Genomic DNA, 15019 nt, shown 5'->3' with positions numbered 1-15019 from the left:
CAAAAATTCCCCGCACACTAACAAGGCACCAATGGAAAATAAAGATTCATGATGCAATCAGGAGCAATTGAGGCCTCTTGGGGGCTGATGTCCGCTTCAAGATCATTACGGCCCGGAGGGGCGCAATCGACCAAAAGGCGCCCGCGACAGCCAGGGTTAAGCTGGGCACGCTTTTCCAATAGGGAGGGGATTTCATGTCCATGACAGTTCAGAAATGGGGGGCGACGGGCAGACGCGGGAGACGTCTGCTCGTCGCCGTTCTCGCCGGGGGGCTCATGGCCTCCTGCGTGAGCGTCCTGCCGGCCCACGCCACCACTCCGGCCACCGCACCCGCGCTCGCGTCCATGGCGCTGGAGTCGGACCCCGTGGCCGACGGATCCATGACCGAGGCCGAGAAGGCGTCGCTCGACGCGGCCGCCACCGGCCGGCCCGTCGAGGTGGTCTCGCGCCGCCAGGAGGCCGCCGACACCTGGGCGATGCCGGACGGGACCTTCACGGTCAAACAGTACGCGTCCGTCAAGTGGGTCATGCAGGACGGCGCCTGGGTGGCCGCCGATCCCACGCTCGTCTTCGCGGCCGACGGAACCGTCGTGCCGAAGGCGGCCTCGGTCGGGATCCAGTTCTCCGGAGGCGGCACGGGCCCGATGGTCACCGGCGTGCAGGACGGCCGGACGCTCAGCCTGACCTGGACCAAGCCGCTGCCCGTCCCCACCCTGGCGGGCAACATCGCAACGTACGCCGAGGTCCTTCCCGGCGTTGACCTGCAGCTCAAGGCCGAGGTCGAGAGCTTCTCCCAGGTCCTGATCGTCAAGACCCGGGAGGCGGCGGCCAACCCCGAGCTCGACCAGCTGCGCTTCGCCACCAACACCGTGGGACTCGACCTGGCCAAGGACGAAACGACGGGCATGCTCGTCGCGACGGACTCCGACGGCCAGGAGGTCTTCACCAGCACCGCCCCGGCCATGTGGGACACCCCCGAGCCGACCGCGGCCCCCGCCTCCGGCGGCATGTCCGCCATGGCGATGGCCGCCGCGGGAGAGGGCGGGAGCGAGGGCGAGACGGCTGAACCCCAGGACGCCTTCGAGCCCGGCGTCGGCGCCACCGAGGCCGAGATGCCGACCACGCTCAGCAACGACGTCCTGACCGTCACGCCCGACCAGCAGCTGCTCCAGGGCGCGGACACCACCTATCCCGTCTACATCGATCCCGAGATCGACTACGGCGAGTGGAACCACTGGTCCTGGATCCACAGCCTCTGGCCCAACAACGCGTACTGGGACAAGGAGAAGGTTGTCCGGGTCGGCTACGAGAGCGACACCGGCGGAAAGTCGAACTCCTTCTTCCAGATGAACCTCGGCCCCGTGTCGCACACCAACGTCTCCAAGGCGACGTTCCGCATCAAGAACACCTGGTCCTGGTCCTGCACAGCACGACCGGTCGAACTGTGGCAGGTCAACGGAATCTCCCGGAAGACCACCTGGAACAACCCGCCCAGCAAGGTGGGTACGGTCCTCAGCAGCGTCAACGCCGCCAAGGGCTGGATCGCCGACGGTGCAAGCACCTCCGAGTGCGCGGCGGGCGACCTCGAATTCGACGCCACCCGCGTCGTCGCGCCGGCGGCGAAGCGCGGCGACCGGCACATCACGTTCGGCCTCTACGCCGACCAGTCCGACGTCTACGCGTGGAAGAAGTTCGACCCGAAGACCGCGGTGCTCGAGTTCGAGTACAACACCCTCCCGCCGGCTCCCGACCAGCTCGGAACCAGCCCCCACACCGCGTGCACCTCCGGCGGCGTCATCGGCAACACCAGTGTCAGCCTCCACGCCCGCGTGAGCGACGAGGAGACGGGCAACCTCACCGCCGAGTTCGTACTCGACGGTGCGCTGAGCGCCCCCAAGACCTACCGGATCCCCGGGGCGATCAACGGCCGGGTCGTCACGGTCGCCCTTCCGGCGGGAGACACCCCCACCGACAGCTACACGTGGAAAGTCCGCGCCTTCGACAAGGAGAACGCGGCCTCCCCGTGGAGCCCGACCTGCAAGTTCTCCGTAGACCGGACGCGTCCCTCCAAGCCGCCGACCATCACCTCGGTCGGAAACGTCTACCCCCGCGGTGACAACGGCTGGCCCAACCCCACCGGCCCGGCGCGGGCCGACGCCGACTTCACGTTCGGACCGGCGTCGGTCACCGACGTCCAGTCGTACGTGTGGTGGACGGACACGGACCCCAAGGTCCGCGAAACCCCCGCGACGAAGCCGACCGTGCGGACGCGCGTGGCCTCCGTCGGCCCCCACCTCATCTACGCCTACAGCGTCGACAAGGCGGGAAACCGCTCGGACACCGCCACGTACCTCTACTACGCCAACCGGGCATCGAAGGTCCGTGACGCCGACGGCGACCTCAACGGCGACAAATTCGCCGACATCTGGAGCGTCGACCGCTACGGCGCCCTGCTCACCTATTCCGGCCAGGGAAGCACCAATTTCAGCGCCGCCGTGAATGGCGGACAACTGGGCGAAAGCGATGCCAAATCCTTCCCCGATGAATTGGTTGCCTACAGCGGGGACTGGGGAGAAGACGGTTACAACGACCTCGTGGCCCTCGAATACAACACCGCGGACAGCGGTTACCGAATGGGCTTCTACACGGGCTCCGGATCCGGAGTCATCGATCCCAACCGCTTCACGGCATTCAACGCAGTCATCAAGCACTGGGCCCAGGCCAGTCAGGTGGCGGTGACGGACACCAACAAGGACCAGAAGCCGGACGTCCTCGTCAAGGTGGCCGGAAAGCTCTACGCCTACCTCGGCAGCCGACAGGCCAACCTCACGGCCATGGGCGGACCGAAGCCGGTCGGAGGCGCCGACTGGGACAAGTTCACCATCGCCACGCCCGGAGACCTCAACGGCGACGGCCTGGCGGACCTGCTGATGCGCGAGGACGCCACGGGCGACATCTACCGCTCCTACGGGTCGGAGAAGCTCAAGCAGTTCGATTACAGGCAGTGGGGCACCCCGGCCACCCGCACGAAGATCGCCACCGGACTGCTCCCCAAGGCGAAATACCCCACCTTCGGAACCCCCGGAGACTTCGACGGCCAGAAGCCGGCCACCGGGGCCACCGTCGTCGGCGACCAGATCGTCGACCTCTGGGCCCGCAGGACCGACAACACCATGACCGGCTGGCGCGGCACCGGCAGCCCCACGAACCTGACCGGTTTCGGGGCACAGTTCGCCATCGACGGCATCATCGGCGGAGCCCGGCTCTTCCCCGGCGCCACCCTCGCGTCCGGCCAGAGCGTCACCTCCAAGTCCAACACGCTGATCATGGGCGCGGACGGCAACCTCGTCATCAAGTCCAAGGCCAACAAGGTCCTGTGGTCCTCCCAGACCATCGGAAACAACGGCGCGACGGCTCACGTCGAACGCGACGGCAACATCACGATCCGCCGCACGGACGGCACCACGGTCCGCGCGCTGAGCGGCGTCTCCCCGAGCACGGCCGACGGCTACGCCGTCCTGACCGACCGCGGCGACCTCACGTTCTACGACGCGAGGGGACAGTCGTACTGGTCCAGCGGCTCGGCCGTCCGGCACGACTACAACAACGACGGCCGCAGCGACATAGCGGACTGGTACAACTACTCCGACGGCAGCGACAAGCTCCACACCTTCACCACCGACGCGAACGGCGTCTTCAACGCCCCCGTCCATGCCTGGGAAACCGCCTCCGGTAACTACTGGGTGGAGAACATGAAGCACACGACGGGTGACTTCAACGGTGACGGCATCGGAGACATCGCTTCCTTCTACGGCTTCGAGGACGGCCGCATGAATCTGCGCACCTGGCTCGGAAAGGGCGACGGAACCTTCAACGCCCCGTTCGTCTCCTGGCAGGTTCCCGCCGGCCACTGGAACTTCGACGCCATCCGCGTCCTGTCCGGTGACTTCAACGGCGACGGCCGGGACGACATCGCCACCTGGTATGCCTACGGCGACGGCAGCGACAAGCTGTTCACGTTCGTCTCGAACGTGCGGGGAGGCTTCAACTACCCCTTCGCCTCCTTCTACCGGGCCGACGGCTGGTACGCGCCGAACATGAAGTTCACGACCGGCGACTACAACATCGACGGCCGCGACGACATCGGCGTCTTCTACGGCTACGACAACGGCACCACCACGTTGTTCACCTTCACCGCCAAGCCGAACGGCGCCTTCAACGATCCCGTCACCCGCTGGACCAGCCCCGAGTGGGGCAGCTTCGACGCCACCTCCCTGCACTCCGGCGACTTCGACGGCGACGGCCGTGACGACATCCTCACCTGGTACGACTACGGCGACGGCCACGACGCCATGATCACCTTCACCTACAACCCGGCGACCGGGAAGTTCGACCGCAACGACCCGGCCGCGTGGTCCGTTCCGAGCGGCCACTTCTGGCGTCAGAACCTGAAGATCGTCACCGGCGACTTCAACGGTGACGGCCGTGACGACGTCGGCGGCATGTACGGCTACGAGAACGGCGGCGTCCGGATGCTCACCTGGACGGCACAGCCCGACGGCGACCTCAACAGCCACGTCGGCGGCTGGGAAGCGGACCCGGGCAACTGGTGGTTCAACTCGGTCCGCATGATCGAGCGGTACAGCCCGGCGTAGGGAAGCACCACCTCAGCCCCGCGGCTCTTCGCCGGGGTGACAGGCACAGGCCTCGACGGCCCGGGAGTGGCGACACTCCGCGGTGACGGCGAGGACCTGTGCCTGTTCTGCTGTACGGACCGGGGATCCGCCCCTCTCCCCCGTCACGCGCCCCGCACCCCTGTTCCGCGCCGCGCGACGACCAGCCGGACCAGTTCGGGGGCCGCGCCCAGCGGGGCGGCGAGGACGTCGGCGCCGGCGGTCGTCGCGTCGGCGGCGATGCGGTCGGGCAGGAGGCCGGGCGCGAGGACGTACGGGGCGACGGCCACGCGCGCGAGGCCGCGGGCGCGCAGGTGGCGTACGGCGTCGCCGGGGCGGAGCCCGGGGCCGGTGGCGTACGCGGGGAGGGCGTCGCCCCAGCCGGCCCGCCGCAGCTCGCGGGCGACGGCGGCGACGGAGGCGCGCGCGTCCGGGTCGCGGGAGCCGGTCGCGGCGACGACGACCCCGGTGCCGGCCCGGTCGGCGGGGCCGAGACCCGCCTCGTACAGCCGTCGTTCGAGGGCGGCGACGAGGAGGGGCGAGCCGCCGAGGACCTCGGTCGTGCGCACCGGCACCGGCCAGTCGCCGGCCAGGGCGGCGGGGAGGTCGGTGGTGGCGTGGTAGGCGCGGGAGAGCAGCAGGGGCACGACGACGACCTGCTCGGCTCCGGCGGCGACGGCGGCGCGCAAGGCGTCGGGGACGCCCGGCCGGTCGAACTCCAGGAAGGCGAGCGCGGTCCGTGGGCACCCGGCGGAGCGTACGGCCGTGGCGAGGCCGCGCAGGGTGGCCGCGTGGCGCGGGTCGCGGCTGCCGTGGGCCACCAGGAGCAGGGCGGTCGTCGACGGCGGCCGCCCGACGCGTACGCCCGGTCCCGGTACTGCGGCGGCGAGCGTGCGGCCCACGGCCATCGGGCACCTCCCGTCCCCTGCCCCGCGGCGGGGGGTCCCGTCGCGGGGGGCACGCTACGCGAGGCCGGTCACACGGCACTGACCGTGCGCTGACCGGCCCGGGAGGCGAGGCTGAGGTTCAGGCGCTGCGCAGCTGACCGAAGGGGGACTCTCCACGGACGACCGGGCCGCCGTTTCCGGCCACGTCGAGGGTGAGGGTGGGGTCCCGGCGGAGCATCCGCTGGTGCGCGTCGCGGACGGCCTCGGAGGGTTCGAGCCCGAGCTCGGTCACGAGCCGGGTGTGCAGACGGCGGTACGTCTCCAGGGCCTGCCAGATCCGTCCGACCTGGTACTGGGTGACCATCAGCTGGAGGTGGAACCGCTCGTGCATCGGGTAGCGGGCCGTCAGCTCGGTGAGGCGGCTCAGCACTTCGGCGGTGTGCCCGGCGGCCAGGTCCACGGCGACGCAGGTCTCCAGGACGCTGAGGCGGGACTCCTCGAGCCGCAGCGTCTCGACCTTGAGGGGCGGGCCCTGGGCGATGTCGGAGAGGGCGTTGCCCCGCCAGAGGGAGATGGCCTGGTTGAGGAGTTCGGAGGCGCGGGGGTGGTGCCCCCGGCGAGCGGCCAGGAGACCGGCGGCGGCGAGGCTCTCGTGCTCCAGGGCGTCCACGAAACCGGAGCCGATGTTGAGGACGTACCCGCCGTGCGTGGTCGCCAGGATCTCCTTGACGCGGCACTCCGCCCCGCTCTTGGCGCCGGCGGCGCTGATCGCCCGGCGCAGCTGCATCATGTACGTCTGCAGCGTCGCCTGGGCGCTGCGCGGTGGGCTGTCGCCCCAGAGCTCGTCGACCAGCTCCCACATCGGCACGGTGTGCCCGGCCCGCAGCGCCAGCAGGGCAAGCACCTGACGGTGCTTGGCCGCGCTGGGTGTCCATGGCGTACCCCCCAGGTGCGCGGCCAACGTCCCCAGCAACGTGATCTCCACTTTGCCATCCTCCCCCGGACCAGTGAGCACCTCGATGCTGGCACGGGCGATCGAACTCCAGTAGTGATCCGGTCATCAATCGATCGTGAACCGTCATGTGATCGCTTTGGCCGGATCTCGACTCCAGCGAAAGCCCAGAGGGGCATCAGACGCGTCTCAAGCACCGGCTGCTGGGGCCGTGTGAGGCTTCCCCCATGAGATTCACCATCCTCGGACCGGTCGGAATCATCACGAACAACGAGCTGACCCCCGTCGCCGGCCATCGGCAGCGGATCCTCCTCGCCTCCCTCCTCCTCGCGGACGGGCGGCTCCTCACCAACGAACAGCTCTACAACGAACTCTGGGGCGACGACCCGCCCCACACGGCCCACAACGCCCTCCAGGCGCAGGTGTCCCGGCTGCGCCGCACGCTGGGCCGCCTCTCCGCCTCCTGCGACGACATCCCGCCCGTCGTCACGCACTCGGCCGGTTACGTCCTCAAGGTCGACCCCAGCGCCGTCGACATGCACACCTTCCGATGTCGCACCACGGAGGCGAAACGCGTCGCCGACACCGACCCGGGCCGCGCCGTCGACCTCCTGGACTCCGCCCTCGCCCTCTGGCGCGGCAAACCCCTCCAGGACGTCGGCAACAGCCCCCTCTGTCACAGCATGGCCGTCCAGCTGGAAGAGGAGTACCTCACCGCCCAGGAGACCCGCCTGGAACTGAAGCTCCACTGCGGCCGCACCGAGGAGGCGATCGGCGAGCTCCGCGCGATCAGCGTGGTGCACCCGTGGCGCGAGAAGATCACCGAGATGCTGATGCTCTCCCTCTACCACGTCGGCCGCCGCGCGGAGGCCCTGGAGACGTACCACAGCGCCCGCCGCCAGCTCACCGACCACCTGGGCATCGAACCCTCCCGCCGCCTGAAGGACACGCTCCGCGTGATCCTCCACGAGGAGCCCACCCCCGCCCCGCGCCCCCGCCCGGCCCTGGTGCGCTGAGCGCCCGGCCTCTCTTGCCCCCGTCCGGCTCAGCTGCGGACGAGCGCGAGCTGCTCGCTCATGCGGGTGAGGAAGCGCACCACCACGTGGAGTTCGTCGGACGTGAACTGCGTGCGGGTCGCCTCGGTGCTGAGCGCGAGCGGACGGAAGTAGTCGCGTGCCACCTGCTTGGCGGCCTCGGCATAGTGGACGTGGACGACGCGCCGGTCGTCGGCGGACCGGACGCGGTGGATGTGCCCCGCCTTTTCCAGGCGGTCCAGGCAGGCGGTCATGGCTCCGGAGGTGAGGTTCATCTGCTTGCGCAGCCGGCCCGGGGTCATCGCGCCCTGGCCGTGCGCCTCCGAGTCCAGGACGGCGATCAGGGCCTGGACGTCGGTGAGGTGGAGTCCCTGGGAGTGGGCGAACTCCAGTGCGATGCGGTTGAACTCGGCGTTCATCCGTCGCAGGAGCACCGCGAAGGACTGCAGCCCGATCGGGTCGTCGGTCGGGAGCGAGGCGGTGATCGGACTTTCGGCGTCAGGCATGACCTCAGCATAAGAAGCCGCCTGACCGCCGCACCGTCGTCGGGCGAACGCCGTCAGGCGATCGTGGTCATGCGCTCGCGGTCGTGCTCGTGGTCCCGGTCGTGGTCCCGGTCGCGGTCGCGGTCGGCGGCAGGCTGGGCGGTCAGGGATTGTTCGAGGACGTCGAGCGCCTCGCGCATGCCGGCGATGCGCTCGGCGAGCTGCCGAGAGTCCACCGGTACGGGGTGAAGCTCGCCGTCCCGGAGCGCGGCCTCGTCGCGGGCCGCCTCGTCGAGCGCGGCCTTGTCGAGCTCGCGGGCCTCGTCCAGGCTGTTGAGCACGACGCCGATGAGGACGTTGACCAGGACGAACGACGCGAGCAGGACGTAGGAGCCGTAGTAGAGCAGGCTCAGCCGGGAGATGGCCAGCCCGTTGTAGATGGCGTCCTGCAGCCCCTCCAGCGTCATGAGCAGGAACAGGGTGAGCAGGGCCCGGCCCAGGGAGCCGAAGTGGGCCGGGTCGTGGGAGCCGAAGCAGACCCAGCCGACCATGGCGTACACGTAGAGGATCACGGCACCGACGAAGAGGAAGCTGACGGTGCCCGGCAGGCTGCGCGAGACGGCGACGAACAGGACGCGGAGCTGCGGCAGGAAGCGGGCCGTGCGCAGCACCCGCACCAGGCGCAGCAGGCGCAGGACGGTGGCGTTCTCCCGTACGAAGGGCACGTAGGCGCAGGCCACGACGGCGAGGTCGAAGACGTTCCACCCGTCGCGCCAGAAGTCCCCGGGGCGGTCGGCGTGCGCGAGCAGCCGCAGCAGCATCTCCGCCGTGAAGAAGGCGAGGCAGCCCTGCTCGGCCCAGCGCAGCTGCTCGGCGTGGTCGGTGGCGAATCCGCGGTAGGTCTCGGCTCCGAGCAGCACCGCGTTGAGGAGGATCACGGCCAGGACGGCGAACGAGAAGGCCGGGGCGTCGGTCAGGGTGCGGCAGGCGGCCGCGATCCGGACTCGGACGGGCGCCGGGGCGGTGGTCATGAGGGGTCTCCGTAGCGTGAAGCGCGCGAGCACCGTCCTGGTGAGGTCGGACGACACCAGGCAGCACGAGGGTCTTGTCCTTCCGCGCCTAACGTGCCGACACGCCGCTGGGCTGCGGGGTGCCGCGGAATTGAGTGAACGATTCATCCGCCCCGGCGAAAGACCGTCCGTCCGGTCTCCGTCGGGGCGCCCGATCCGTAACCCGCCCGGCCCAAGATCGTTGGTTCCGGCCGCGCGGCGCGAGGCCCGCCGGGCCCGCCGAGGCCCCGGCCGAGTCGCACCGTCCGGGATATCGGGTCAAGCTCGCCTGTACAGCCCTGTGCGGGAACGTCGGACCGAGGAGGCGGACGTGGGCGAGCTCATCGTCATCGGATACGACCACGGCGACGCGGCGCGCCGGGCCTGCGAGACGGTGCGGGAACTCCAGCGGGACTACGTCGTCCACCTCGACGGTCTGGCGGTCGTGGAGGTCGACGAGAACGGCCGCACCCACGTCGACTCCGACAGCCGCGTCGTGGGCACCACCGCGGCCACGGGCGGCATGTGGGGCGCGATCTTCGGCATCCTCTTCCTCAACCCCGCCCTCGGCCTCCTGACGGGTGCCGCCCTCGGCGGTCTCATGGGCAGGCTCAGCAGGTCCGGCATCGACGACCGGTTCCGTCAGCAGGTGGCCCATCTGCTGCGGCCCGGCTCCGCGGCGGTCGTGGTCATGGCCTCCAAGGTCACCGACGACAAGTTCACGGCGGCGATGCGGCCGCACGGCGGCACCGTCCTCAAGACCTCGCTCAGCGACGAGGACGAGAAGGATCTGGCCGAACAGCTCGCCGGACCGCAGTGACGCGAAGCGCGCCCCCTCCCGTCCCCCCTTCCAAAGGAGACACGACCGTGAGTCCTTCACCCGAGCGGCTCAGCCGCCCGGTCCGCTCCCGCGCCATGAGCGCGGCAGCCGCCGTCGTCCTCGTCGCCGTCGGCACGGTGACCGTCGCCGCCTGCGGCTCCGACGGCGACGACACGGGCCGACCGGGTTTCAGCGAACGCCCGACCCCACCCGTCACCGACTCCTTCGGCGGACTCCCGCCCTCCGCACTCGCCTCCTCGGCCTCCGAGGCCGTCGAGTCCGCCCGGGCCTCCGCCTCGTCGGCCGCCGCGTCCGCGTCCGCCGGGGAGGCGTCGCGCAAGGCGTCGATCGGGGCCGAGATCGAACGCTCGCGCCGCGCGGCCGAGGACGCGCTGAAGGACGTGCGGGGCCGGGGGAACGCCCTGGACCAGGTGGCGCTGACGGGCACGCCGCGCAAGGGCGACGACGGTGCCACGACCGCCGTCGTCACCATCACCAACAAGACGCAGGACACGGCCTCGTACGCCGTCCAGGTCGACTTCGTCGACACGGCGGGCAAGGTCGTCGAGACCCGGTTCGTCGGCGAGGAGGACCTTCCTCCCGGCGAGCGCAGACAGCCCCTGGTCGTCAGCCGGCCGGCGCCGGACACCGTCCTCACGGCGCGGCTGACCAAGGCCCAGCGGTACTGACCCCGACCCCGCTTCGCCAGGAGTGGCGAGGTGCGTCGTGGACCCCTCGGCCGCGCCGGGCCCGCCGGGACCTCACGAGCCCTCGCGGCTCACCGGTGCGCTGTCCCGCGTGTAGCGGTTGACCGGACGCGGCAGGCCGTAGTTCTCGCGGAGCGTGCGGCCGGTGTACTCGGTGCGGAAGAGGCCCCGGCGCTGGAGGATCGGCACGACGTGGTCGACGAAGTCGGTCAGGCCGGTCGGCAGGACGGGGGCCATGATGTTGAAGCCGTCGGCGGCTCCCTGCGTGAACCACTCCTCCAGTTGGCCGGCGATCTGCTCGGGGGTGCCGGCGAAGGTGCGGTGGCCGCGGCCGGCGCCGAGGCGGGCGATCAGCTCGCGCAGACTGAGCCCGTCGCGGCGGGCGAGCTCGGCGACGAGGGTGAAGCGGCTCTTGTTGCCGTTGATGTCCCGCTCCTCGGGGAGGTCGGGCAGCGGGCCGTCCAGGGGCAGGCCGGTGAGGTCGACGTTCAGCATGCCGGAGAGCTGGGCGAGGCCGTACTCGGGAACCTGCAGGTCGGTGAGCTGCTGCTGGAGGGCCTTCGCCTCGGCCTCGGTGGACCCGATGACGGGAGCGATGCCGGGGAGGACGAGCAGGTCGCTCTCGGCCCGGCCGTACCGGGCGAGCCGGGACTTGAGGTCCTTGTAGAAGGTCTGGCCGTCGGCGAGGGTCTGCTGGGCGGTGAAGACGGCTTCGGCGTACCGGGCGGCGAACTCCTTGCCGTCCTCGGAGGATCCTGCCTGCACGAGCAGGGGGTACCCCTGCGGGGAACGCGGCACGTTGAGCGGTCCGGCGACGCCGAAGTGCTCCCCGCGGTGGGCGGCGGGGTGGAGCTTGTCGGTGTCGGCGTAGACGCCGCGCTCCTTGTCGAGGACGATCGCGTCGTCCTCCCAGCTGTCCCAGAGCTTGGTGGCCACGTCGAGGAACTCGCGGGCCCGCTCGTAGCGGCGGGCGTGCTCCAGGTGCTCGTCCCGGTTGAAGTTGCGGGCCTCGTCGACGGTGCCGGAGGTGACGATGTTCCAGCCGGCGCGGCCGCCGCTGATGTGGTCGAGGGAGGCGAACTTCCGGGCCAGGTTGTACGGCTCGTTGAACGTGGTGGAGACGGTGGCGATCAGTCCGATGTGCTCGGTGACGGCGGCGATCGCGGAGAGCAGGGTGAGCGGCTCGAAGCCGCCGAGGGCGTTGTGGCGGGCCTTGCCCCAGAGGGCGACCCCGTCGGCGAAGAAGATCGAGTCGAGCTTTCCGCGCTCGGCGGTGCGGGCCAGCTCCTGGAAGTACCGCACGTCGGTGACGCGTTCGGGGCTGCTGTCGGGGTGACGCCAGGCGGCGTCGTGGTGTCCGGCGTTCATGAGGAACGCGTTGAGGTGCAGGGTGCGGGATGCGGTCATGTCCGGTCCTGGGATGTCGGTGGGCGAGACGGTGGCCGTCCGGGGCCCGGGTCGTGGTTGTCCGGCGAGCGCTGCTGCGGCGCGCGACGCCGTGGAGCGAGCGGCTCAGGCCGGGACGCGCCAGAGGCTGAGACGGCGTTCGATCGTGACCAGCAGCTGGTTGAAGGCCACGCCGACGGCCGAGATCGTGATGATGCCCGCGTACATCTGCGGGATCGCGAAGTTGAACTGCGAGGCGTTGATCAGGTACCCGAGGCCCGCCTTGGCGCCGATCATCTCGGCGGCCACGAGGACGAGGATGGACACGGCCCCGGCGAGCCGGATGCCGGTGAAGACGGCCGGAACGGAGGCCGGGAGGATCACCTTCTGGAAGAGCCTCGGGGTGGAGAGGTTCATCGAGCGCCCCAGCTTGACCAGGGTGGGGTCGGCGTTGCCGACGGCGCTGATGGTGTTCAGCAGGATCGGCCACACGCAGGCGTAGACGACGATGGAGACCTTCGAGGTCTCCCCGATGCCGAGCAGCAGCACGAAGACCGGCAGCAGGGCGAGCGCGGCGGTGTTCCGGAAGACCTCCAGGAGGGGGCCGAGGAGCGCGGCCACGGGCCGGTACCAGCCGATGAGCAGGCCGAGCGGGACGGCGACGGCCACGGCGATCCCGAAGCCGCCGAGGGAGCGGGTCAGGCTGGCCGAGGCGTGCTGGACGAGCTGGCCGTTGCCCAGCAGTTCCCACCAGGCCCCGCCGACCACGCTGACGGGCGGCAGGAAGGTGGCGTCGACCAGGCCGATCCGGGGTGCGACCTCCCAGACGGCGAGCAGGGCGAGCAGGGCGACCGAGCGCAGGCCTGCGGCCCTCAGTCCGCGCAGCAGTGCCGTGACGCGCGGCCGGACGCGCAAGGCCGCCGGGGCCGGGGCCGGGGTCGGGGCGGTGGCCGGGGCGGTGGCCGGAGCCGTGGCCGTGGCCGTGCGTGGATCATCGGCCGTCGGGGCCGGGGCCGGGGCCGTGCGCGGGTCATCGGCCGTCGGGCCCCCGGGCGAAGCCGGAGTGCGGGCGTCCTTTCCGGGCCGGGCCGGGACGGTGGGACCCGGGGTGCTCGCGAGGGTGGTGGTGTCGGTGGTCATACGGCGGCCTCCTCCTTCTCCAGTTGCTGGGCGCGCGCCACCTCGTCGTGGAGCAGGGTCCAGATCTCGTGGCGATAGCGGGCGAACTCCGGGCTGGATCGCAGGTCCTCGCCCAAGAGCCCGGCGGTGCGGGCCTCCCCGAAGGAGAGGGGAACGACCTCCTTGATGCGTCCGGGGCGGGAGGTCATGACGGCCACCTTCTGGCCGAGGTAGACCGCCTCCTCGATGCCGTGGGTGATGAAGACGACCGTCTTGCCCGTGCGCTGCCAGATGCGGCGCAGCTCGTCCTGGAGCGACTCCCTGGTCTGGGCGTCGAGTGCGGCGAACGGCTCGTCCATCAGCAGCACGTCCGGGTCGTACGCCAGGGAGCGGGCGATCGCGACGCGCTGGCGCATGCCCCCCGAGAGCTCGTGCGGGTAACGGTCCTCGAATCCGGCGAGTCCGACCAGTTCCAGGAACTCACGTGCCCGGTCGCCCCGTTGGCGTCTCGGTACGCCGGTCGCCTCCAGGCCGAACTCGACGTTTCCGAGCGCCGTCCGCCAGGGCAGCAGCGCGTACTGCTGGAAGACGATGCCCCGGTCGAGTCCGGGCCCGGTGACCGGCTCGCCGTCGAGCAGGATCCGGCCGGACGCGGGCCGGGACAGGCCGCCGAGGAGGTCCAGGAGGGTGGACTTCCCGCACCCGCTGGGGCCGACCACGACGACGAACTCCCCGGCCTCGATCTCCAGGTCGACGCCGTCGAGCGCCGTGAACTCCTCCTTGTTCCGCCTTCCCTTCGCCGGGAAGGTCTTCGTCACCGCCTCGAACACGATCTTCGCCATGCCGGTCAGCCCTTCCCGTACCCGTTGAACTCGTTGGTGTAGAGGTCGGACGGCTTGAACCGCCCCTTCTCGATCTCGCCGCGCTCACCGAGCCAGTCGAGCCAGAGCTGGAACTCCTTGTCGGGTATCCGGCCCCCCGGCTCGGCGATCCCGTAGGAGCGCCAGTACCGCAGGGCGCTGGTGTCCTCGTTGCGGCCGCGCTTCCTGACGATCTCCGTCATCCGCGCGACGACCTGGTCGCGCGGGGTGGTGCGGGACCACTCGATGGCCTTGGCCACGCCGGTCGTGAAGGTGCGTACGGTGTCCGGGTTCTGCTTGATGAAGCGCTCGGTCATGATGTAGGTGCCCGCGCTGAACGGCCCGAGGAGCTCGACGTCGGTGAACAGCGGGCGGATGCCGCCGCCCGCGACGGCCTTGTCGCGCAGGATCCCGGTGAGCACGCCGACCTCGATCTGCCCCTGGCGGAGCGCCTGCTCGGTGTTGACCGGCGGCACCACGAGCGGTTCGACCTTCTCCGCGTCGTCCTTGGAGAGCCCGTTGCGGCTGAGGTAGAGATCGAGCAGCGCCTGGTAGTGCGCGCCCAGGGTGTTCATTCCGACCTTCTTGCCGATCAGGTCGCGGGCGGAGCGGATCGGGCTGTCCTCCAGGACGTAGTAACCGGCGTAGGAGTGCCGGTCGGAGCCGTAGGACGAGATGACGGCCTTGATGGGGGCGTTGCCCGCGGCGAGTTTGATGACCGCGCCGTTGAAGGCACTGCCGAAGTGCGTCTGGCCGGTGGCGGCGGACTGGATGTCCTGCGGACCGCTGATGGTGTTGCCGACCCATTCGAGTCTGACGTCTCCGAAGTAGCCGAGGTCGGCGGCGAGTTCGGGGAGGGTGACCGCGCCGACCGCGCCCTGGTACTTCAGGGTCCTGATCTGCGCGCCGGAGCCCGATCCGCCGCCGGCGGTGGCTGTGCCGCAGCTCACCGCGGCCGCCGAGATGCCGAGCAGGGTGAGGAACTGGCGACGGGAGGTGGTGGTCGGGGTGAAGGCTGCGGCCATGACGGTTCCTTGTCGGTACGGG

12 protein-coding genes are annotated in these 15019 nt (G+C 70.5%); 4 read left to right on the top strand and 8 right to left on the bottom strand.

What is annotated here, in order from left to right; genetic code table 11:
* Positions 1–194 precede the first annotated feature (194 nt).
* On the top strand, positions 195–4655 hold the full coding sequence (locus ACWDVG_RS16965) for an FG-GAP-like repeat-containing protein (RefSeq protein ID WP_451699984.1): 4461 nt from the start codon (positions 195–197) through the stop codon (positions 4653–4655).
* 143 nt (positions 4656–4798) lie between these two features.
* Here ACWDVG_RS16965 and ACWDVG_RS16960 read toward each other — a convergent pair whose 3' ends face one another.
* Together ACWDVG_RS16960 and ACWDVG_RS16955 are read right to left on the bottom strand one after the other, a co-directional pair.
* Entirely contained in the window at positions 4799–5581 is a 783-nt protein-coding gene (locus ACWDVG_RS16960) for a sirohydrochlorin chelatase (protein WP_451699983.1), read from the bottom strand.
* Positions 5582–5699: 118 nt separating this feature from the next.
* The gene (locus tag ACWDVG_RS16955; protein ID WP_451699982.1) at positions 5700–6545 is read right to left on the bottom strand and encodes an AfsR/SARP family transcriptional regulator; all 846 of its coding nucleotides are present in this window, start codon (positions 6543–6545) and stop codon (positions 5700–5702) included.
* A gap of 194 nt (positions 6546–6739) precedes the next feature.
* Here ACWDVG_RS16955 and ACWDVG_RS16950 point away from each other — a divergent pair, with 194 nt between their 5' ends.
* Positions 6740–7528, top strand: a complete 789-nt coding sequence (locus ACWDVG_RS16950) for an AfsR/SARP family transcriptional regulator (RefSeq protein ID WP_451699981.1) — start codon at positions 6740–6742, stop codon at positions 7526–7528.
* Positions 7529–7557: 29 nt separating this feature from the next.
* On the opposite strand, the gene ACWDVG_RS16945 is transcribed toward ACWDVG_RS16950, so the two are convergent.
* Together ACWDVG_RS16945 and ACWDVG_RS16940 are read right to left on the bottom strand one after the other, a co-directional pair.
* Positions 7558–8052: a MarR family winged helix-turn-helix transcriptional regulator gene (locus tag ACWDVG_RS16945; RefSeq protein WP_451699980.1), complete on the bottom strand. Its 495-nt coding sequence runs from the start codon at positions 8050–8052 to the stop codon at positions 7558–7560.
* 53 nt (positions 8053–8105) lie between these two features.
* Entirely contained in the window at positions 8106–9062 is a 957-nt protein-coding gene (locus ACWDVG_RS16940; RefSeq protein ID WP_451699979.1) for an ion transporter, read from the bottom strand.
* Positions 9063–9411: 349 nt separating this feature from the next.
* On the opposite strand from ACWDVG_RS16940, the gene ACWDVG_RS16935 reads away from it, so the two are divergent.
* Together ACWDVG_RS16935 and ACWDVG_RS16930 are read left to right on the top strand one after the other, a co-directional pair.
* On the top strand, positions 9412–9900 hold the full coding sequence (locus tag ACWDVG_RS16935) for a DUF1269 domain-containing protein (protein ID WP_451699978.1): 489 nt from the start codon (positions 9412–9414) through the stop codon (positions 9898–9900).
* A 47-nt stretch (positions 9901–9947) separates the two neighbouring features.
* Positions 9948–10589 (top strand): hypothetical protein, encoded by a 642-nt coding sequence (locus ACWDVG_RS16930; protein WP_451699977.1) that lies wholly within the window; start codon positions 9948–9950, stop codon positions 10587–10589.
* Between the two features lie 72 nt (positions 10590–10661).
* Here ACWDVG_RS16930 and ACWDVG_RS16925 read toward each other — a convergent pair whose 3' ends face one another.
* From ACWDVG_RS16925 to ACWDVG_RS16910, 4 genes are all read right to left on the bottom strand, one after another.
* Positions 10662–12014 carry an LLM class flavin-dependent oxidoreductase gene (locus tag ACWDVG_RS16925; protein ID WP_451699976.1) on the bottom strand — a complete coding sequence of 451 codons (1353 nt, stop codon included), beginning with the start codon at positions 12012–12014 and terminating at the stop codon, positions 10662–10664.
* A 105-nt stretch (positions 12015–12119) separates the two neighbouring features.
* On the bottom strand, positions 12120–13133 hold the full coding sequence (locus tag ACWDVG_RS16920) for an ABC transporter permease (RefSeq protein ID WP_451699974.1): 1014 nt from the start codon (positions 13131–13133) through the stop codon (positions 12120–12122).
* Positions 13130–13954 (bottom strand): ABC transporter ATP-binding protein, encoded by an 825-nt coding sequence (locus ACWDVG_RS16915; protein WP_451699973.1) that lies wholly within the window; start codon positions 13952–13954, stop codon positions 13130–13132. The genes ACWDVG_RS16920 and ACWDVG_RS16915 overlap by 4 nt, the downstream gene beginning before the upstream one ends.
* A 5-nt stretch (positions 13955–13959) precedes the next feature.
* The gene (locus tag ACWDVG_RS16910) at positions 13960–14997 is read right to left on the bottom strand and encodes an ABC transporter substrate-binding protein (protein WP_451699972.1); all 1038 of its coding nucleotides are present in this window, start codon (positions 14995–14997) and stop codon (positions 13960–13962) included.
* Positions 14998–15019: the final 22 nt, after the last annotated feature.

Source organism: Streptomyces sp. NPDC003327, from assembly GCF_053589515.1.
This window is presented reverse-complemented; position numbering and strand designations above follow the sequence as displayed.